This window comes from Ruegeria sp. C10, assembly GCF_056537805.1.
Genome location: NZ_JBQFSC010000001.1, coordinates 418,165 through 436,783 on the forward strand (window position 1 = coordinate 418,165; position 18,619 = coordinate 436,783).

Annotated in this window: 18 protein-coding genes and 2 pseudogenes; 13 read left to right on the top strand and 7 right to left on the bottom strand. The window is 56.0% G+C overall.

The window, feature by feature from the left end:
• Positions 1 to 5: 5 nt before the first annotated feature.
• The 4 genes from ACR0DE_RS01885 to dctP all read right to left on the bottom strand — a co-directional run bounded on the left by ACR0DE_RS01885 (position 6) and on the right by dctP (position 4,211).
• On the bottom strand, positions 6 to 1,262 hold the full coding sequence (locus tag ACR0DE_RS01885; RefSeq protein ID WP_480751458.1) for a malonyl-CoA decarboxylase: 1,257 nt from the start codon (positions 1,260 to 1,262) through the stop codon (positions 6 to 8).
• Complete coding sequence (locus tag ACR0DE_RS01890) at positions 1,259 to 2,575, bottom strand: TRAP transporter large permease (protein ID WP_170423173.1); 1,317 nt, start codon at positions 2,573 to 2,575, stop codon at positions 1,259 to 1,261. Before ACR0DE_RS01890 ends, ACR0DE_RS01885 begins: the two co-directional genes overlap by 4 nt.
• A 5-nt stretch (positions 2,576 to 2,580) precedes the next feature.
• Entirely contained in the window at positions 2,581 to 3,123 is a 543-nt protein-coding gene (locus ACR0DE_RS01895) for a TRAP transporter small permease (RefSeq protein WP_170423175.1), read from the bottom strand.
• A 101-nt stretch (positions 3,124 to 3,224) separates the two neighbouring features.
• Positions 3,225 to 4,211 (bottom strand): TRAP transporter substrate-binding protein DctP, encoded by a 987-nt coding sequence (gene dctP, locus ACR0DE_RS01900; protein ID WP_170423177.1) that lies wholly within the window; start codon positions 4,209 to 4,211, stop codon positions 3,225 to 3,227.
• A gap of 138 nt (positions 4,212 to 4,349) precedes the next feature.
• Here dctP and ACR0DE_RS01905 point away from each other — a divergent pair, with 138 nt between their 5' ends.
• From ACR0DE_RS01905 to ACR0DE_RS01955, 11 genes and pseudogenes are all read left to right on the top strand, one after another.
• On the top strand, positions 4,350 to 5,006 hold the full coding sequence (locus ACR0DE_RS01905) for a GntR family transcriptional regulator (RefSeq protein WP_170423179.1): 657 nt from the start codon (positions 4,350 to 4,352) through the stop codon (positions 5,004 to 5,006).
• 180 nt (positions 5,007 to 5,186) lie between these two features.
• On the top strand, positions 5,187 to 5,444 hold the full coding sequence (locus tag ACR0DE_RS01910) for a metal-sensing transcriptional repressor (RefSeq protein ID WP_170465639.1): 258 nt from the start codon (positions 5,187 to 5,189) through the stop codon (positions 5,442 to 5,444).
• Between the two features lie 4 nt (positions 5,445 to 5,448).
• Positions 5,449 to 6,786, top strand: coding sequence for an MFS transporter (locus ACR0DE_RS01915; protein ID WP_480751462.1), 1,338 nt, complete (start codon positions 5,449 to 5,451; stop codon positions 6,784 to 6,786).
• A 768-nt stretch (positions 6,787 to 7,554) separates the two neighbouring features.
• Positions 7,555 to 8,352 (top strand): ABC transporter permease, encoded by a 798-nt coding sequence (locus tag ACR0DE_RS01920; protein WP_480751464.1) that lies wholly within the window; start codon positions 7,555 to 7,557, stop codon positions 8,350 to 8,352.
• Positions 8,306 to 9,022, top strand: a complete 717-nt coding sequence (locus tag ACR0DE_RS01925; protein ID WP_480751467.1) for an ABC transporter permease — start codon at positions 8,306 to 8,308, stop codon at positions 9,020 to 9,022. Before ACR0DE_RS01920 ends, ACR0DE_RS01925 begins: the two co-directional genes overlap by 47 nt.
• 221 nt (positions 9,023 to 9,243) lie before the next feature.
• Positions 9,244 to 9,984, top strand: a complete 741-nt coding sequence (locus tag ACR0DE_RS01930; protein WP_480751469.1) for an oligopeptide/dipeptide ABC transporter ATP-binding protein — start codon at positions 9,244 to 9,246, stop codon at positions 9,982 to 9,984.
• A gap of 70 nt (positions 9,985 to 10,054) precedes the next feature.
• Positions 10,055 to 10,501 (top strand): annotated as a pseudogene (locus tag ACR0DE_RS01935) (ATP-binding cassette domain-containing protein); the annotation flags it as partial.
• 165 nt (positions 10,502 to 10,666) lie between these two features.
• On the top strand, positions 10,667 to 10,966 hold the full coding sequence (locus tag ACR0DE_RS01940; RefSeq protein WP_480752558.1) for an oligopeptide/dipeptide ABC transporter ATP-binding protein: 300 nt from the start codon (positions 10,667 to 10,669) through the stop codon (positions 10,964 to 10,966).
• Between the two features lie 164 nt (positions 10,967 to 11,130).
• On the top strand, positions 11,131 to 11,499 hold the full coding sequence (locus ACR0DE_RS01945) for a hypothetical protein (RefSeq protein ID WP_480751471.1): 369 nt from the start codon (positions 11,131 to 11,133) through the stop codon (positions 11,497 to 11,499).
• 59 nt (positions 11,500 to 11,558) lie between these two features.
• Positions 11,559 to 12,287, top strand: a complete 729-nt coding sequence (locus ACR0DE_RS01950; RefSeq protein ID WP_480751473.1) for a HupE/UreJ family protein — start codon at positions 11,559 to 11,561, stop codon at positions 12,285 to 12,287.
• Between the two features lie 16 nt (positions 12,288 to 12,303).
• Positions 12,304 to 12,924 carry a transmembrane anchor protein gene (locus ACR0DE_RS01955; protein WP_480751478.1) on the top strand — a complete coding sequence of 207 codons (621 nt, stop codon included), beginning with the start codon at positions 12,304 to 12,306 and terminating at the stop codon, positions 12,922 to 12,924.
• Between the two features lie 568 nt (positions 12,925 to 13,492).
• On the opposite strand, the pseudogene ACR0DE_RS01960 reads toward ACR0DE_RS01955, so the two are convergent.
• Both ACR0DE_RS01960 and ACR0DE_RS01965 read right to left on the bottom strand, forming a co-directional pair.
• Positions 13,493 to 13,631: pseudogene (locus ACR0DE_RS01960) on the bottom strand (IS5/IS1182 family transposase); the annotation flags it as partial.
• Positions 13,632 to 14,515: 884 nt separating this feature from the next.
• Complete coding sequence (locus tag ACR0DE_RS01965) at positions 14,516 to 15,277, bottom strand: aldolase/citrate lyase family protein (RefSeq protein WP_170611464.1); 762 nt, start codon at positions 15,275 to 15,277, stop codon at positions 14,516 to 14,518.
• A gap of 200 nt (positions 15,278 to 15,477) precedes the next feature.
• Here ACR0DE_RS01965 and ACR0DE_RS01970 point away from each other — a divergent pair, with 200 nt between their 5' ends.
• Entirely contained in the window at positions 15,478 to 16,368 is an 891-nt protein-coding gene (locus ACR0DE_RS01970; protein ID WP_480706012.1) for an SMP-30/gluconolactonase/LRE family protein, read from the top strand.
• Here ACR0DE_RS01970 and ACR0DE_RS01975 read toward each other — a convergent pair.
• A complete protein-coding gene (locus ACR0DE_RS01975; RefSeq protein WP_480752560.1) occupies positions 16,365 to 17,363 on the bottom strand; it encodes an ester cyclase in 999 nt (332 codons plus the stop codon). The genes ACR0DE_RS01970 and ACR0DE_RS01975 overlap by 4 nt on opposite strands.
• Before the next feature lie 157 nt (positions 17,364 to 17,520).
• Between ACR0DE_RS01975 and ACR0DE_RS01980 the strand changes: the two genes are divergently transcribed.
• Complete coding sequence (locus tag ACR0DE_RS01980; RefSeq protein WP_170394099.1) at positions 17,521 to 18,570, top strand: ABC transporter ATP-binding protein; 1,050 nt, start codon at positions 17,521 to 17,523, stop codon at positions 18,568 to 18,570.
• Positions 18,571 to 18,619: the final 49 nt, after the last annotated feature.

Sequence of the window (18,619 nt, forward strand, 5' to 3'; positions counted from 1 at the left end):
AAGGGTTACCTTTCCTGTGTCGTGGTGAGAGAGGCTGACGCGGCAAGCGATTTGGCCTCGGACGAGGCGATTATCTCGCGGGTGTTGGCGAACTGTTCGTGGTTCTGCGCTACGCGGCCAAGGTCATAAAGATAGTTGACCATGGTGCCACCGGACTGTGCCCGGCCCTTGTCCGAAACATCTGCGTCGGCATGAACCGCATGGACCAGCGCACCGTTGCCAAGATGGAACCGTGCCACCGGATCGAACGGCAGATCGCCCCGACCTTTGGCGTTCAACAGGTAATGTGCGGCCAGTGCTTTCATCTGATCGGGCTCTTCGATGTTCCAATCGATGCCTTCCTGCGACAACCATTTGGTCAGCCCCGGAATTGGCGAGAGCGTGACGAAGGTTTTCAGCCCCGCCAACTCAGCCGACAGGTCCGAGGCCACCTGTTTGATCAGCGAATTGCCGAAAGAGATGCTGGCCAACCCGGCCTGACAGTTGGAGATCGAGTAGAACACAGCCGTATCGGCCTGATCTTCGGGCAAGGGATCGCGGTCTTCGGCGAGCAAGGCCTGTACGGAACCCGGAATACCGCTGTTTAGCGCCACTTCGACAAAGATCAGCGGCTCATCAGGCATCGAGGGATGAAAAAAGGCAAAGCAGCGCCGGTCAGTGGGTTCCAGCCTGCGGCGCAGGTCGTCCCAGCTGTCGATGGCATGGACCGCCTCATACGCAATGATCTTTTCCAGAATATGCGCCGGGCTTTCCCAGTTGATCGGGCGCAGCACCAGAAAGCCACGGTTGAACCAGCTGGCGAACAGGTGCTGGAAATCCAGATCAAGTGCCTGCAATTCAGGCTCCTTGCCGCCCAGTCGCAATAGGTCGGCGCGCATCTGAACCAGCGCTCCGGTGGCACCGGGTACCCGGTTCAGACGGCGGATCATCTCTTGCCGCGCCGGTTCCACCGCAGCCGCAAAGCTGCGATAGGTCGCTTTCGATGGGTTGCGCTCGTATTCGTCCAGTGACGAACGTACCGCCTCGGGATCGATATTCATGGCGGTGGCGAGATAGCGGAAGAACTCCAGCTTGTCGTCATCACTCAGCGTATCGAACCGGGTCAGGATTTCCTCGGCCAGCGCCAGCCCAGAAGTTTCTCCCGCTGACCCAACCAGCGCGTCGGCCAGTTCGGTCAGCGGTCGGCCATCCGGAGCCACCGCGCCGTCGCGGCGGTAACGCCGCTCGAACACGGTGGATAGAAGATCCGCCAGCAGGGTCATACCGCTGCTCCCATCACCAGGTCAGGCAGCCATGTGGCCAGACCGGGGAACAGGCACAGCAGGACAATCGCGATCACCATGCAGGCCACGAAGGGGAGAGAGCCTGTCAGGATGGTCTTCAGTGAGATATCCGGTGCGATGCCGTTGATCACATAAAGGTTCAGGCCGACAGGGGGCGAGATCAGGCCAATCTCCATGTTGATGGTCAGTACAACCGCAAACCAGATCGGATCGAAGCCAGCGGTGGTGATGATCGGCAGCAGGATCGGTGCTGCCATCAGGATCACAGCGACGGGCGGCAGGAAGAACCCGGCGATCAGCAGGAACACGTTGACCGCACCCATCAGAACCCAACGGTTCACGTCCAGCGTACCGATCCATTCGGCAATCGCCTGTGTGATGAACAGCGAGCTGAGCATGTACGAGAACACACCGGCAGCGGCGATGATGAACAGGATCATCACGCTTTCCTTGGTGCTGTCGCGCAGCACGACCCAGATGTCCTTGGGGTTCCACAGCTTGTAGATGATCATCGCGATCAACAGGCAGAGCAGGGCACCGACAGCAGCCGTTTCCGACGGGGTGGCGATACCGCCATACATGGCGTAAAGCACACCCAGAATGATGCCGAGGAAGGGCAGCACGCGCGGCAGGATCTCGAACCGTTCGGCCCAGGTGTAGCTGCCCGAACCCAGACGAGTCGCGTCACCGGATTTCCAGGTCGAATACAGCGACCAGGCCATGAAAAGACCCACCAGCATAAGGCCCGGGATCACACCGGCCAGAAACAGACGGCCAATCGAGGTTTCGGTGGCAATACCGTAAACGATCATGGTGACCGATGGCGGGATCAAGATGCCCAGAGTACCGCCTGCAGCGATCGAACCGGCGGCGACGCCGTCAGGATAGCCACGTTTGCGCATCTCCGGGATACCCATCTTGCCGATGGCGGCACAGGTCGCGGGTGACGAACCGGACATAGCCGCAAATAGGGCACAGGCACCGAGGTTTGATACGACGAGACCGCCGGGAACACGGGTCAGCCAGCGTTCCAGCGCTTCGTACAAATCCGCTCCAGCTCTTGTAGAGGCGATTGAGGCCCCCATGATGATGAACATCGGGATCGACAGAAGGGCGAAGTTATCGAGTTTGCCGAACAGGATTTCCGGCATCAGTTCCAGCGAGCGCGGGCCGTCGAAGACGATTAGGAACCCAGCCGAGACGATCAGCAGGCCGATGGCCACGGACACGCCCGAGAAAAGAACAAGGATGGTGGCGATGGCGACAATAGCGCCGAGCAGAAGGGGATCCATCGGCTTTACTCCAGACCAAATGGTTTATCGATGCCAAGCAGGACGGCGACGAGATCGGCGATCAGTTGCAACAACAGCAGACCAAAGCCAACTGGGATGGCGAGGTAGGGGATCCACAGGCGAACGCCCCAAACGGTGTCGGATTTCCATCCGCGCTCCCATGCGAAGTGCCAATACTCGTAGCCGTAGAACAGCATGACTGAGACGATGGCGATGGACAGAACCGAAGTCAGGATCGCCATGTAAAAGCGGGCTCGAGGTGCGAGCGAAATCGGGATCAGGTCAACATTCACGTGACCGCGCAGGCGCTGCACATAAGGCAGACCGACCAGGGTTGCGGCGATGACCAGATAAATGACCGCTTCGGTTTGCCAAATGGTCGATTGATTCAGCACGAAGCGCACGATGATCATCTGGCAGGTGATGGCGACAGCAGCGACGATCATGCCTGCGGAACACCATCCAGCCAGAGTTGAAAGCGCAGCGACAAAGCGAAGGAAGGGATTGTTCCCTGTGTGGGAAGCAACGGCAGAGCTATGACCGGCCATTTGCGCCTCCTGTGATTGAGATGCAATTAAGTCTGAAGATCAGAGAAGATCAGAACCAAGATCGGATGCCGAGCGGCGGCAGGCCGCCCGGCAAGATGGGGTCATTCGACTGCCAGAGCCTTGTCCAGCAGGTCCTGCCCATCAGGAACCTCTTCTACGAAGGCCTTGTAAGATGTTTCCATTGCCAGCGTACGCCATGCTTCGAAGTCTTCGGCGCTCATCTCCGCAATCTCAACACCGGCGTCGGCAAAAACTTTCGCCGAGTTGGCGTCCTGTTTTTTGGCCTCTTCCAAATAGAAGGCCTGTGCCTTTTCCGATGCAGCCAGCAATGCGGCTTGCTGATCTTGGTTCAGTCCGTCGAAGGTGGATTTGTTCATCAGCAGCGGCTGATACATGAACCACAGCGCCACATCGCCCGCAGGGGTATAGCAGGCAACCTGCTCGTAGATGCGGTAGCTGACAAAGGACGAGGACGACGTGTTGGCCGCCTGCAAAACGCCGGTTTGCATGGCGTTATAGATTTCCGACGACGCCATTGATGCGATCGAGGCATCAGCGCCGGCCAGCATCTGCTCAAAGGATTTACCTGCCGCGCGAGTCTGCAGGCCTGCGACATCCTCAGGGTTCGTGATGCACTTGTCTTTACCGGCGAAGCCACCGGCCAGATAGCCATGCACCAGCACCATCACGTCGTCCTGAGCCATTTTCTCTTCCAACGCCTCCATGAAGGGCGAGTCGGCCAGACGGGCAGCGTGATCGTGGTTTTTCACCAATCCCGGCATCAGCGTCAGATTATAGGCAGGCTGCTGACCGCCGGCGTAGGACAGCGGCAGTATGGTCATATCCAATTGACCGCGGCTGAGCGGCTTGTACTGCTCGCGCGGCTTGAACAGCGATTTCGAGCCGAAAATCTTGATTTCCAGATCGACGTCCGCCGCCGCAACCTCGTCTGCAACAATCTGTGCTACTTGATGGCGAATGTCCTTGTTCGACCACTGATGTGACAGGCGCAGTTCCTCCGCTGACACCAATGTACCTGCGGATGCAAGCGCCAACGCAGCGACGGCCGTTTTGAACACTGATTTCATTTTTTCCTCCCGTTTTCAGTCCCGGATGAGCCGGGGATGAATAGAAGCATAGGGCAGTAATGTTTTTTTAGTCAAGGTTTTTGTATACAAGATATGATTTCTTGAGTTCTCGCCTAATCACAAGTAAAACAGAAACCTATGGACCAACGACTTGCAGATACCATCGCTCAGGATTTGGAAGAGCTGATTTTTGACGGGACATTTTCGGACGGTGACCGTCTAGATGAGGTCAAACTGGCTGAGCAGTTCGGGGTCTCACGAACGCCACTTAGGGAAGCATTCCAGAGACTTGCCTTGTCGGGGTTGGTCGATCTGATAGCGCGGCGGGGCGCTTTTGTCCGACAGCCCGGTCCGGTGGAACTGATGGAGATGTTCGAGGTCATGGCCGAGCTTGAAGCCGTTTGCGGTCGACTTGCGGCGTTGCGCATTTCCGATGAAGCTTTGCTTGAACTGACCGAAGCTAACAGCAAATGCCAACTGGCCGTGGATGCGGGCAATCCCGATGCGTACTATCTGGAAAACGAGCGGTTCCATCGAATCATCTATCAACAGTCCGGCAATGCATTCTTAGAGCAAGAAACTTCCAAGCTGCACAGAAGGCTCAAACCATTCCGTCGACAGCAGCTTCGGTTCCGTGGTCGTATGGCCCAGTCCATGGCCGAACACGAAGAAATTGTCAGAGCCCTGAAAAAAGGCGTACCGGAAGAAACAGCGAATGCGCTGCGTGACCATGTCGCCGTACAAGGTGAGAAGTTTCGCAACCTTATGGCTTCACTCAAGAGCGCCGCTGAGTAGCAGTTGCCATTAATACACGCGGAATTTCATTGTGAGCGCGACTGGGCTGGTCAGCTAGCGTTGATGCCAGTGCGCCTTTGAACCAGATCTCTAGTATAATCGAGTCAAATTTCGAACCCATATTGACGCGGCAGGATTTCCTATTGTCCTATCCCCCTGGTAGGGATATGTGGTTGTGATATGAATCACAAGCACACCTCACACCCAACGATTATCGCGCGGCTTAAGCGGGCCGAAGGCCATCTTGCGAAAGTCATCAAGATGTTAGAACAGCAGAGTCCCTGCGCAGACGTTGCGCAGCAACTACACGCGGTTGAAAAAGCAGTTACGAACGCAAAACGAGCGCTTATTCACGACCATATCGATCACTGTCTGACGGGCAGGGATGATTCCAGGCAAGCCGCGGAAGAATTGAAGAGTATTAGCAAATATCTTTGATCCGATGCTTTCAGTTCTGAAAAATCGAACATATCGCCATCTGTTCTTCGCCCAAATCGTAGCGTTGTCGGGCACTGGTTTGGCAACAGTGGCTCTCGGTTTGCTCGCCTTTCAGCTTGCCGAAGATTCTGCTGCGTTGGTGCTGGGAACTGCGCTCACGATCAAGATGGTCGCATATGTCACAGTGGCGCCTTTAGCTGCCGCATTCTCGGAACGTCTGGACCGGCGCGTAATGTTGGTCGCGTTAGATCTGGTCAGAGCGGCAGTCGGCTTGGCGTTGCCCTTTGTTACCGAGGTATGGCAGATTTATGTGCTGATCTTCATCCTCCAATCGGCATCCGCCGGGTTCACACCGACCTTTCAGGCAACCATTCCTGATGTCTTGCAGGATGAGAAAGAATACACCAAAGCACTTTCTCTTTCGCGATTGGCCGTGGATATGGAGAGCTTGTTGAGCCCGATTTTGGCCGCCGCACTGCTAACGGTCATGAGCTATGACAATCTGTTCTGGGGCACCGTCTTGGGCTTCATTGCATCAGCCGTTCTGGTTGCATCCGTATTGCTGCCATCGCCGAAACCTTCCAAACCGAGAGGTATCTACGATCGGACAACACGCGGAATGCGGTTATATCTCAGATCGCCCCGATTGCGAGGATTGCTGGCGGTAAATTGGGTCATCTCTGCTACGGGCGCCATGGTCATTGTCAACACAGTTGTCATTGTCCGCAGTGATTTGGGATTGTCAGAAAGTGCCGTCGCTTTGGTTCTTGCCGCTTTCGGGGCAGGGTCAATGATGATGGCGATGACTATCCCGAGCTTGCTGGATCACCACAGCGCGCGCGCGGTCATGCTATCCGGTGCAATACTGAACATACTTGCATTGGCGCTATTGGCCCTCAGCGTTGTAGCCATTCCTATATCAATGTCGACCATCATGGTTGGCTGGTTTACGATCGGCGCGGGGTACTCAGCAATGCTCACTCCTGGGGGGCGTGTTCTGACGCGGTCCGCCCATCCTGAAGATCGGCCTTCCGTGTTTGCAGCGCAGTTTGCATTGTCACACGCCTGCTGGTTGGTCTTTTACCCGGTTTCCGGCTGGTTGATCACTGAATTCGGAACCCTGGTTACGATGCTCGTGCTGGCGGGTCTGGCGTGCCTCGGCTTAATTACGGCATGGCGTATCTGGCCAATAGACGCAGATCTACCTGTAAAGCATGAGCATCCTGATTTGCCGCCCGACCACCCTCACCTGAAAGGTGCGGGGCCGCACAAACATGTGATCATCGTCGACAGTTTGCATCGCCAGCTGACGCGCTCGGTGCAAGCCTCTGATCGCCGATGAGGTGCTGCGATTCGAAAAGCCAATAATAAATGTGTAGACATAATGATATATTGTATGTTTATAAAAGATGGTATTGGACGTGTTTATCCGTCTTCACTAGGCATTCAGTGCCAAAGGTAAACGCCTTTTGTCTGAACCACCCATGGATGGGAGCGAAGTTGGTTGCAGAGGTAAAACGTATAGAAGCACCACCCCGCTTCACTTTACGGGCTGTCTATACTGGGCCCGCACAGTGTATTTTGGACTGCTTTTTGATTGTCTGACAGCCTCACTTGTAGCTGGTTCTCATGTTCATTAAGATCCGGCAGTCACCCATCAGGCAGAAGCGTCAGCCAAATCGGCTCCTGTGGCTTCTGGGCTGGGTGCTCAATTCGCTTCACGACATGTGTCGCACAATCAAAGTAACAAACCCTCGGACGATGACAGTGCTCCGGTAAAACTCACTGTCAACCACAGCACGACGCATGTACATGAAGTACCTTTTGTCGCATTTCAGATGGCGACGGCGGCCGAGCGGGGTTATCGATCGATCTGCCTTATGTCGTCACGGTGTTCGCAGGTGTTTGAGCTGTCAACGGACATTTTTCATCCTCCAAGACTTGGGTGATCGCACGCATGAAGTTCACGTATCGCTCGGGCTGAAATCTTCTTCAGACTGATAGCGAAGTGTCCGCCCACCCGGGCAATCTAATGCGCAATCAAAAGTCACATTAGAAGCTCTGAGTATCGACGTCGGACTTTCTGACCCAACAGTTTTAGAGAATCGAAATGCCAATTCTTACCCGCCGCGCCGCGCTGATGGCCGAGCGTGTCGTCGGCCCTTTGGCTTCGGCGGAACTGGTTGCACAGATCGAGGATGAGCTGGGTCTGAACGACCCTCTGCCCGTCCGCTATGTCCGGTGGCTGGGCGATGCACTGACCGGTGATCTGGGCATCTCACTGCGGTTCGGCAAACCCATCGGGCAGGAGTTCGCCGAACGCCTGCCCATAACCGCCACCCTGCTGATCTGGGGTGGTGTGATCGTCTTTTTCCTATCGCTGCTGGTCGGCCTTGCGGGCGCAATCAGCAATGGTGGCTGGATCGACAGGCTGCTACGGGCGTTTTCGCTGCTGGCGGCCTCGCCCCCCAATTTCTTTGTCGCGGCCCTGCTGGTGATTCTGTTTTCCGTCACGCTGGGCTGGCTGCCCGCATTTGGCGGCGCAGGCGTGGCCAGCCGGATCATGCCGTGCCTGACCATTGCGCTGTTTCCCGACGCGGTGCTCAGCCGTGTGGTGCGCGTCGGCTTGCAAGAGGTGATGGCTCGCCCTTTCGCCACCACTGGCTTTGCCAAGGGATATGGCCGGTCAGGTGTGCTGCTGCGCGAGGCGCTGCCCAATATAGCTGTGCCTTACCTGACCACATTCGGCGCGCAGTTCACGCTGATGATCATCGGGTCGATCGTGGTCGAGACGGTCTTTGCCCTCAAACGGCGTCGGCGCGTTCTTCATCGAGGCGATCCGGTTCCGCGATTTCGTCTCGATGCAGGCGATCCTGCTGACCTTCATCGTGTTCTTTGTGTTCGTTAACCTGTTTGTCGACCTGCTGTGCATGCTGATCGACCGCCGCATCCGGAGGCAGAAGAATGCATATCCTGAAAAAAAATTGCCGTGGCTGGTGATCACCCCTGTGGCCCTGTTCACCTTGATCGCCATTCTCGCTCCGTGGATCAGCCCATATGATCCAACTGCGCAGAACTATGGCGCCATCCTGCAGGGTCCTAGTGCCGCCCATTGGCTTGGCGCCGACTATCTGGGCCGCGATATGCTCAGCCGTCTGATCAATGGCGCGAGTGTGTCTCTGTTTGCCATTTCTATGGTGCTGGCCTCGGCGTTGTTGATTGGCGTGGTGATCGGGTCGTTAGCAGGCTATGCCGGCGGCAAGGTCGAGCTTGTGCTGATCAGCGCCATCGACATCGTACTGTCGCTGCCCAGCCTGATCGCGGCGCTGACCATGGCATGGTGGGCCAACTATACCCGCATGAGCCGCTCCGTCGTCGCATCAGAACTGCATCAGCCGTATATCGAGGCCGCGCGGATCATGGGTGCGGGCCATGTACGCATATTCTCGCGCCATATCCTGCCGCATGTGCTGGCGCTGGTGGTGGTCTATGCCTCAGCGGATTCAGGCGCGCTGGTGCTGGCGATTGCCACGCTGTCCTTTCTGGGTTTGGGGGTCGAACCGCCCACACCGGAATGAGGCCAGATGTTGGTCGACGGCATGAGCTATCTTGAGGAATATCCCCGCCTCGTCATCGCGCCCGGTCTTGCCCTGACTATGGTGGTGGTCAGCTTCAACCTGCTGGGTGAACATTTCGCGTTGTAAAAAGTGCCGCGCGCGCTGAACCCGCGCCGTTTGCGTAAGCTAAAACGGGAACGCCTCGGCGACGAGGCCGAGATTCAGGCCAAGGAGGTCAAAGCATGACCCAACCCGTCTTTCAAATCGAGGATCTTGTGATCGATCTTTACACTGAGCAAGTCTCGGTCCGGGCGGTCGATACCGCCTCGCTGTCGGTGATGCCGGGTGAGATTCTGGCAATTGTCGGCGAAAGCGGATCGGGCAAAACGGTGATGACGTTGGGCCCGTTGGGCCTTCTGCCCGAAGGCGTATCAGTCGATATTCGCGGCAGTGCTGTGTGCGGCGGGCAATCGCTGCTGAACCGCTCCGACCGGGTGCTGGCGGGCAATCCGCGCGTGCTGATCGCGGATGAGCCGACAACGGCACTGGACGCCACCGTGCAGGCGCAGATTCTGGAACTGATCAAGGATATCCAGCAACAGGAAGATATCGCGGTGGTGCTGATCACCCATGATATCGGCGTGGTCGCTTCGGTCGCCGACCGCGTGGCGGTGCTCTATGCGGGTCGGGTGGTGGAAAGCAGCACGGTTGCGCAGGTGCTAACCGCACCGGTGCACCCTTATACGCAGGGGTTGCTGGCCTCGGTCCCTAATCTGCGGGCCAACAGCAACGAAGTACCCAAGGGCATCCCCGGATCGTCCCCTGATCAGTCGCGGCTGCGCACCGGTTGCCCGTTCGATACGCGCTGTTCGCGCATGCTCCCGGTCTGCGCCACCCAACGCCCGGCGCTCATCCCGGTGCCTGAGGACGGGATTCATGTCACAGCCTGCCACGCGGCGCAGGCGGAACTGGAAAGTGCCTGAGATGGAGACGCAAAACGCAATCGAGGTTCACGACCTGAAGGTTCATTTCCCCGGCAGCGGCCCCGACCGGATGGTGCGTGCGGTGGATGGCGTAGATCTGACCATCGCGCGCGCTTTTCACGCCATCGTTGGCGAATCCGGCTGCGGCAAGACCGCACTGGCGCGAGCCATGGTCGGGCTGCAACCGGCCACATCGGGTTCGGTGCGCATTCTGGGGCAGGATCTGGCCGACGGGATGCGCGACCGTAAGGCGCTGGCAAAACAGATGCAGTTCGTGTTCTAGAACCCGCTGGGTGCGCTCAGCCGTCGCCAGACGGTTTATCAGTCGCTTGAGGAACCCCTCTCGATCCACAGGTTCGGTCGCAAGGATCGTCAACAGCGCATCGCCCGACTGATGCATCTGATGGGGCTGCCTGAAACGGCGGGTGAGCGTCTGCCACGGTCTCTGGCCGGCGGGCAACGGCAGCGTGTCGCGATTGCTCGCTCCCTGATGCTAGAGCCCGAAATTCTGATCCGTGACGAACCGCTTTCGGCGCTGGATGTCTCGACTCAGGCGCAGATCGTGAAGCTGTTCGTAACCCTGCAGCAGGAACTCGGCCTGACGGTACTGATGATCTCGCACGACTTGGCGGTGGTGCGGGAAATGTGTAGCGACATGACAGTGATGTATCTGGGTCGCATGATGGAGAAAGGTTCAACCGAGAACCTGTTTAACGATGCACAACCTCCTTATACCCAAGCGCTTTTGTCTGCTGTCCCGTCTCCCGACCCGCGTATTGAGGCAACCAGGCAGCGCATCGTACTGCACGGTGACCCGCCCAGCCCAATGGATCCGCCACCCGGATGCCGTTTCCAGACGCGCTGTCAGCGGGCGCAAGACATATGCCGGCAAAAAGGGCCAATTCTCACAGGTCAACACAATGAACACGCAGTTGCGTGCTATTTTTCTGGTTCGGCTGCAGCGCGAGAACACGCAAATTGAAGTCCTGATCTGTCGAGAAGGAGATCTTTCGGCCTTTTCGGCAGATCGGAGACTTCCCGCTGACAATGATATCCAGGGTTGCGAGATAACGATTATTGACGCTAAGTGAGTAGGATAGCGCATGAAGAAAAACGGACGGAAAACCGTCGCGGGCAGGAACAGTGATGCAGATTGTGTCGGGCAGACAACTGGCTGATTGGGTCAGACACGCGTTTATAGCGTTCATGGTTCTGTGCGTATTCGCCTGGTCAGTGGCCCCGTCTTTCACACACTCTGCCAACTATTTGCTTAGCGTGTCAGAACGCAGCCAGATAATGGGTGATCGCGGCCATTCCCATGGCGAAGCACTGGACAATTACTGGGCGCTGCATGGCCATAGTCACGATGCGGTCGATCATGATCACAGCTCGGCGATCCTGTTCCTGGTTGCCGAGGCGGAATCGGTCGACAGATTTAGGTTGCCTGATGCGCTGGAACCGTTTCTGGACAAACCTGACCCCATATATCGGCTTGACCGACCTCCGCGCGTGTGACCGAACCCGCTTTTGCGGGGTTTGACGATCAATCACACAACATAGCGGAGAAATATCTCATGCAAACCGTCCAAAGGGGCCGGTTAGGGGAGGCTATGCGCCAATCCCTGACGCTGGCAGCCCTTGTCTTTGCGGCGCTCGCCTACAGCGCGTCTTATGCCGCAGCCCATAACGTCACGGCTGGCGATGCCGGCTATATTCAACAGATCTGGGGTGTAAAACTGATCCCCTTCGCCTATCTGGGTGCCAAGCACATGGTGACGGGATATGACCATATCCTGTTTCTGTTCGGGGTCGTGTTTTTCCTGTACCGGGCCAAACATGTCGCCACCTATGTCAGCATCTTTGCCCTAGGCCATTCCACGACCATGCTGCTTGGCGTCTACTACGGCTGGAACGTTAATGCTTACATTATTGATGCCATCATCGGCTTGTCTGTCGTCTACAAGGCGCTGGACAATCTGGGAGCGTATCAGCGTTGGTTCGGCTATCAGCCCAATACCAAATGGGCCACGCTGATCTTCGGCTTTTTCCACGGCCTTGGTCTCGCAGCCAAGATTTTGGACTATGATATGCCCGAAGACGGGCTGTTGCCCAACTTGCTGGCCTTCAATGTCGGCGTCGAAATCGGCCAGTTCATAGCCCTTGCCCTGATCCTGATCTTCATGGGGTTTTGGCGCAAATCCAAATTCTTCTGGAAACACGCCTATGGCGTCAACGTCGCGATGATAGCGGCTGGTTTCGTGCTGATGGGATATCAGCTGACCGGCCTGTTCGTCTCAGCCTGAATAAACGGAGATACACATGTACAATTCTGAAAAACCAAGCCCAGAAGAACTGCCTAGCTCGGCCCAGTTGATCAAGTCCACTATCATTGCGGCCGTGGCCGCTGTGGTTTTGCTGGTGACCGTGGTTCTGCCCGCAGAATATGGCATTGATCCCACTCGGATCGGCAGTGTTCTTGGTCTGACCGAGATGGGAGAGATCAAGACCGATCTGGCCGAAGAGGCCGCTCGGGACGCGCAGCAGGCACCAGAAGATCAATCCAGCTTGTTTAAGGATATCTTTGGCGCCTTTGTGGGCGCCGCCTATGCGCAGCAAAGTGCCGAGCCCTGGGCGGATGAATTCTCGTTCACTCTGACCCCTGGAGAAGGAATCGAGTGGAAGCTGGTCATGGATGAAGGTGCTGTGACTGAATTTGATTGGGTTGCCGAAGGCGGCCGGGCAAATTTTGAACTCCATGGCGACAACGCTAACGAATCCATCAGCTATGAGAAAGGCCGTGGCAAAACCGGTGCAAAGGGAACAGTGGTTGCCGCATTCACCGGCAATCACGGCTGGTTCTGGCGCAACCGTGATAAGCAGGACATCACGATCACCGTGAAGCTGCGCGGTGCCTACAGCGACATCAAGCGCACCTATTGATATCTTAACGCCCCGTTTCGTCTGAAACGGGGCGTTCCACAGATCATTTGGCTCACGACCCGTTACGTGAAATTACTCTATCTCAGTTGATTAATTTCATTCCTGAAAGCTTCGGTTGGGTTTGAACATCCGTGGCGCTTTCTTGTTCTCCTTCAAGGAATCCCAAACCGCTGAAACATAGGACACAGGAGCGGCGATGCCTGCGTCTAGCCGACTGTGAGGAACCGATATTCGCTTAGAATGTGTAGGTTTAGGCTGGCCGAGAATTCCGGCGGCGAGGATCTGTTTTCCAAGCCTAAGTATCCCCACACAAATGCTACCAGTTACTGTCCCCGATCTTGAAATGAGCGGTCGAAAGCGAATTCCAATCGAAGGGGAGAATCCCAATCCGTTCGAAACAGGCTGGCGCAATCACTTTCCTTCAATTCTATGATACGCGCAGCTGTCTTAGTGTGTGATGTACTTCGAATTCCCATCAAATTTCGAAGTCTTCTTCTACGCAAATTTTTACAGATTAACCCTACATAAGCAGTCGATACCCAAGCCTTATTAGCTTCATGATACCATACTAATAGATGACGGTTTCCGCGAGCGCCGGCTGCGAGCAAGACCTTTGGACATCGGTCAAAGCGCGTCGCCACGCGTCTCCAACTCTTGAGTCTGTCGGACATGATCTCGTTGCGGTTTTGCCGTTTGTAACGGCGCTTCCGTCGGCTGTTGAGGGTCCTGCACGGGCCATAAGCGACAGGAGCGCCACACCAGCGCAAGCCATTGTGATTGAAGAAAATTATTCCGTTAAATACACACCTATCGTCGACCCGGGGCTTTCCAAGCGAGTTCGGCAAGAAGGACTTAGACGTGCGATCTGCCCGCCAGCCAGCCTGAAAAGATCACGCATTTCAAAGTTCCGTTATCGATGCCGTGAGGCATGCAGTGCGATCTTAATCAATGAAGCCGGGCGTTGGTCTCTTCTTTAGTGAATTCGTCGACCGCCTTTTCTTAATGGCGTTGCGCTGGTGGCAAATCTGCGGAGGATCTCGAAAAACTGGTCAACAGTTTCCGGGTTGAGGCGGACGAGCGTTTCCTATCCGGCCGCCGCGAACCTCTGCGTCAAACAGACGATCATAAACCCTAAGAACCAGTTCGGCGTAAGGTGGTCGAGTTTTTCCTGCTACTGGCGGAATCGCCGATCAAATAGTGCTGGAACGGCTACATTACGGATGCGGCAGATGGTCTGCCGCGTTTGCAAACTCTTAACTCTGGTCTCTGGACATCTATGGGGATTAACGTGTGCGGTTTAGGATAAGCGACGGTGACTGGTGAACTGCTAGACGAACTGATCTCGGGCCAACGCCGTGCAGTTTCCGATCTCGACTTTTACTGTTAAACCTAGCCCGTTTAGCGATTTTTGCCTGATCAAGGCGGGTACGGCGGACTGGAGAAAAACCGACAGGACACCGCTATTCAGCGAAGCGAATAATCCGCAATCGCGCATCGCATTTCTAGCAAAGAAAGTACTGTCGTCGCAGCATTTACCAGCCCGCGGATATTTCGACGCCAAGGCCCTTTCCACTAAAAAGCCCTGTGCGTTTCACGTCCTCGCGGTGCCATGGAAGTTCTCCGCTTCCGCGTTTGCAGCGCGAAGCATGAAGGCGTGTTCCGAAGCGACGAAGATCATGGTCACCCCATAGTCGCGCAGCTTGAGTCCGGCTTCTGCGCTGGCTGCAAAGGTCATCAGCGTCTTTCCATGTGCTTTGGCTGCATCGCCCGAGCGTCGCATTGCATCAAGAACTTGTGGGTCGGACTGATCGGTCACGCCGTAGCACACCGCAAGATCCGCAGGCCCTACAAAAATCCCGTCGATGCCCTCGGTCGCGGCGATATCATCAACTTCTGCGACGCCTTCTGGTTCTTCGATTTGGGCAATGATAATTGTCTCTTCTTCGCTTTGCTTGAGGACATCAGCCATGGATCGAGTCGCAAACCCTGCCCACCGGGTTGATCCGGCATAGCCGCGACCACCATGGCCAAAACGACCCTCGCGCGCAATGCGACGAGCCTTTTCGGCGCTGTCAACATGCGGCACAACAATACCTGTCGCGCCACTGTCGAGCGCCTTGAGAATCTCGTCCGCCGACCCAGTCGGCACCCGCACCAACGTCGGCAACCCCAGAGCCCGGGCGACGGCGAGGCAAACATCCAACCGACCCCGGTCAAAGGGTGCGTGTTCCGCATCCAGGCACAAGAAGTCCAGTTTTGACTTGGCAATTATCTCGACCAGTTCATGAGCTGGTGTCTTGAGAAACGTTCCGACGAGAGGCTCGCCAGAAAGCATGCGTTGTTTGAAATTCATGGGAAAGTCCTGACGGTTTTGTTTGGGCGGCACGTGGCAATTGGTAGCCAAGCGGTTTGGAAACATCGGCCATAGCGTAGAGCATTGAAGTTGGCAGGGCCAGACTATCGAACAGTCGTTATTGCGTTTTCTCCTGAAACGCTGTTCTTGTCGAGGCTTGCCGGTAGTGTTGGCAGGCGCAACTCTGAAAAGGTGTTCACATGGTATTCGATATCCGTTCCAAATGCTTCACAGATCTGGTGCACCCTGACGCTCAACTGGAAGAAATCGCTAGCGGTCTGGGGTTTACCGAAGGGCCAATATGGCACCCCGAAGAGCATTGGCTGGTATTCTCGGACATTCAGGAGAGCCATCAATACAAGTGGAGCGAGGGTGAGGGAGTTCGCGTTTTTCGCACCCCTTCCAACCAAGCAAACGGAAATTGCTTCGACAAAAGTGGGGCAGTGATCTCTTGCGAGCACGCCAGTTCGCATTTGGTACGCCATGATCACGGCGGCAAGCGGGTTACTTCGATAGCCACGCATTTTGATGGCAAAGAACTCAACAGCCCCAACGATGTTATCTGCGACTCGCACGGTCGGATTTGGTTCACTGATCCCAGTTTTGGTCGTATCCGAGAGGATCTTGGCATTCTGAGAGAGCAGGAACTGCCGGTGCAAGGCGTGTTCCGGCTGGATCCCGACGGCACGTTACACCTTGTCGCGGATGATTTTCAGCAACCCAACGGGTTGTGTTTGTCAGCTGACGAAACAAGGCTGTTTGTCAATGACAGTTGGGGTGGCCATATCCGCGTCTTTGATGTCGCCACTGATGGCTCACTGACCGGTGGGGTGGTCTGGGCCGATGTTGTTGGCGATGGGGAAGGGGTACCGGACGGTATGAAGTGCACCCGCGACGGCCAGATTTTGTGCAATGGTCCCGGCGGTGTACATCTGTTTGATGCCCAAGCGCACTGCCTTGGTGTCATTCTGACGCCGCAGAAATCTACCAACTTCTGCTTTGGTGGGGCCGGGTTCAGCATGCTGTACATCACTGCCTGCACGTCCGTTTACCGTATTCCGACCAACATGACGGGTTTGGCCATGATCTAAAGGCCCACTCGCGCCATGCGGTCCAGAATATCGACACCCTGTTGCTTCCAGAAATGAAGCAGATCGATGAAAATCCAGTTCTCGGCCAGTTTATCACCTTTGCGACGATAAATGTCTATCACCCGGAACTCACCGGCTTTGTCAGTGGCAGGCATCCCCATGAACCCGCCGGTTGGTCGGGCGGTAAAGTTCGGCCAGCCAAAAAAGCCGCCATAGTGACCCTCAGCCATGCGGCAGATATGGTTGGTTTTTGACCGGTCGGCAAACCCAGCACGGAACGGGCCAGCGTGTTGTTTGGCGTAACGTTCGATTGTGTAGGTCGCACCGATACCGGATGGCCCCCACCAGATCATGTCTTCGCACCATGTGCGGCGCAACTCATCTTCAAGGCTGAGCCCGCTGTCCCACCGCCCAAGATCGGAGATCATCGCGTTGATAGCGGCCAATGTCTTTTGGCCGTCTTCGGCGGGTTGAGGCGTGAACATCAGGCCGTCATGGGTCATGGGCCCGGGCTGGACAAGTTGTGCGGCGGTCTGCGGCGGGAAGGGCTGCAACCCGGCCTGAATCATGAAATGCGGGATGTCGAAATACATCGCGGTTTCGACAATCTTACCGCGCTCAATCCTGTTGAACTCGCAATAGCGCAGCAAGGCCATTTTTCCGGTTGGCGCAATGCCCAGCCAGTCCTTGTCGAACAGCCCCATGAGATGGCCCATCGAAACAACCCAGACTGAATTGAACCCGTCGATTTCATTTTGACCAGCCATGAACACGTCCATCCGACGCTGCAAGTTAGTTAGGCTGTGATTCAGCGGCTGCCAGAATTTTTGCGCCACGTTGCTAGCGCCACGCAGCTCGTTGAACGGGTGAAAGCCGCGCCACAGGAGGTCTTCGGCGCAATACTCAGCGATCACATCAGAGTGGGCTGATTCCTCTGCATCGCTCAGAGCTTTGTAGAAGTTCAGGACAATTTCTTTCTCGGCTTCGTAAGACATATCTTTTACTTTCAATGCTTTGCCCGGAGGGAAGCGTCAGCCTTTAGCAAGATTGCGGGCGCTTTTGCATTCGCTTGCAAAAAATACTTGCCAGATGTTCCTTTGGATGTCTATGCTTTTGCAAACGTATGCACTCAGGTGCAACTGGGAGGACAGTATGGCCGAGATTCAACTGCGCAATGTTGGAAAACGTTGGGGTTCGTTTGTTGGAGTGGACAATTTCGACCTGACAATATCCGACAAGGAATTTCTGGTGCTTCTCGGCCCGTCGGGTTGTGGCAAGACCACTACGATGCGCATGATCGCAGGTTTGGAAGACGCAAGCGAGGGTGATATTCTGATCGACGGTACCCGCGTCAACGATATGGAGCCAAAAGACCGCGACGTCGCGATGGTGTTCCAGTCTTACGCTTTGTATCCGAACATGAACGTCTACGAGAACATTCGTTTCCCGCTGAGGGTACGTGGCATCGACGCTTCCACCCATGACGAAAAAGTGCGCCGTGCGTCGGCGATGGTAGAGTTGGACGACTTTCTGCATCGCAAGCCGGCAGAGCTGTCAGGTGGTCAACGTCAGCGGGTGGCACTGGCGCGCGCGATTGTACGCGAGCCCAACGTGTTCCTGATGGATGAGCCGTTGTCCAACCTTGACGCAAAACTGCGTGTTTCGACTCGCGCGCAGATCAAGAACCTCAGCCATGAACTAGCCGTGACTACGATTTATGTGACACATGACCAGATCGAGGCGATGACACTGGCCGATCGCGTGGTGATCATGAAGCAGGGTGTTGTCCAGCAGGTTGGCTCTCCGACGGCGATCTACGACGAGCCTGCGAACACGTTTGTCGCCAGCTTTATCGGCAACCCGGCGATGAACCTGGTTGATGGCGATGTTCAGGGCGGTGTGTTCCGCGCGCAGAATACCGAAGTGCATGGTCTGAATGCTCCGGATGGCCCAATAACTTTGGGTTTCCGCGCCGAGGACGCCAATGTCGTAGAAAGCGGGGGCGAGATTAACGCGCCCATCTATACGCAGGAATTGCTGGGCGACAGCACCATGGTCTCGGTTCGGATCGGCGGAGCGCTGGTCTCGGTCAAGGCCGACAAAACCTATCGTGCTGAAATCGACGATCAGGTGTCGATTCATATCCATACCGATCACTGTCACCTGTTCGATGCGCAAACCGGCGCGCGCCTTGAGATCTGAGAGACGAAAACCAATCCCGCAATGACGGGACAATCTCGGGTGCAGGCTT